The 1,621-nt window shown below is 53.8% G+C and carries 2 protein-coding genes and 1 pseudogene; 1 reads left to right on the top strand and 2 read right to left on the bottom strand.

Annotated elements, in window-relative coordinates:
- On the bottom strand, positions 1-812 hold an 812-nt coding region (locus ACXJ5O_RS26285), incomplete at its 3' end, for an aspartate-semialdehyde dehydrogenase (protein WP_457302473.1).
- A 101-nt stretch (positions 813-913) separates the two neighbouring features.
- Complete coding sequence (locus ACXJ5O_RS26280; protein WP_255626548.1) at positions 914-1,045, bottom strand: hypothetical protein; 132 nt, start codon at positions 1,043-1,045, stop codon at positions 914-916.
- A gap of 335 nt (positions 1,046-1,380) precedes the next feature.
- Between ACXJ5O_RS26280 and ACXJ5O_RS26275 the strand changes: the two are divergent.
- A pseudogene (locus ACXJ5O_RS26275) lies at positions 1,381-1,621 on the top strand (MFS transporter); the annotation flags it as partial.

Below are 1,621 nucleotides of genomic sequence, written 5' to 3'. Positions count from 1 at the left end.
ACCAGGCATCCGGGCGCATCGCTCAGGATCTCACGGGCTTCCTCGGAACTCATCGGGCTTTCGAATTCGATATTCACCGCTTCGGAGTGACCTATGAATACCGGTACCCGGACGCAGGTCGCCGTAAGTTTGATCTTCGGATCGAGCATTTTCTTGGTCTCTGCGACCATCTTCCACTCTTCCTTGGTCGAGCCATCTTCCATGAAGACGTCGATATGTGGAATGACATTGAAAGCAATGCGCTTTGTAAATTTCTTGGCTTCCACTCGATCGGCGACGAATACCGCCCGCGACTGCTGAAACAGTTCGTCCATGCCGTCCTTGCCGGCTCCCGACACGGATTGATAGGTCGCGATCACCAGGCGCTTGATCCTGGCCTTATCATGCAATGGCTTCAATGCGACCACGAGCTGCGCCGTCGAGCAGTTCGGATTGGCAATGATATTCTTCTTGGTGAAGMCGGTAATTGCATCGGGATTAACTTCCGGCACGATCAACGGTACGTTTGAATCGTAACGCCATGCGGAGGAGTTATCGATGACAACGCAACCCTGCGCGCCGATCTTCGGCGACCATTCCTTCGAGACATTACCGCCGGCGGACATCAGACAGATGTCAGTATCGGAGAAATCGTAATTATCGAGGTTTTTGACCTTGAGCGTCCGGTCGCCAAAGGACACCTCGGTTCCCTGTGAACGGCGCGAGGCAAGCGCCACGACTTCGCTGACCGGAAAGCCACGCTCTTCCAGTATTGTAAGCATTTCGCGGCCCACATTTCCTGTGGCACCAACAACCGCAACCTTGAAACTCATCTGTAATATCTCCTGTCCCTCTCTGCTGTATAAACCCGCTGGCCACTGCGGGTCTTCTCCCCCGGGCCGGACCCGGGAGGGGGCGAGCAGGCCAAGGGAAATCAGACCGTTTTGGTGGTCGTTTTCGCAGTCTGTTTGGCCGAAATTTTAAGAGCAAGAGCGCGCGCGTCAATGCCTCCGGCAAGCTTGCCGGAACCGTTCGTCAAAAAAAGCGCTGTTGATTCGCCACCCATGCGGGCATCTCCTTGTCCGCCTGTGCTTGTACGCGGTTTCGGTAAAGAGTCAATTGTCTCGGCAAATGACAAGAATATGTCGTGTTACGCACAATTTTCGCCAATTGACGTAAGATGCGGGCTTTGCTTTGATCAATATATGGTGAACACTTCATCCGTATATCGGGTGCGTGACCTTTGGGGGGAAATTCCGGAGGACATTCACCAGCGCGTTGTCAACGGCGGGGCAATCGGCTCCGCGGATGACCATGCGTAGTGTCGACAGCTGAGAACATGGCACAGGGGGTTACCAGTCATGTTCTTGGCTCAACTGCTGTTTTCTGGGAGGAAATGAGATGGCAACCACTTCTGTGGCCGACGCTTCTAGTCGGGGTATGACGAGGGAGGAAAAGAAGGTTATCTTCGCTTCTTCACTCGGAACGGTTTTTGAATGGTACGATTTTTATCTTTATRGCTCTCTGGCCGCTTTCATCGGTACCGCTTTCTTCAGTGAGTATCCGGAAGCGACGCGCAATATCTTCGCGTTGCTGGCTTTCGCGGCAGGCTTCCTGGTTCGGCCATTCGGTGCCCTCGTTT

This window comes from Phyllobacterium sp. P5_D12 (assembly GCF_054049495.1).
Note: the sequence above shows the minus strand (reverse complement) of the source record. Positions and strands in the feature narration are given on the sequence as shown.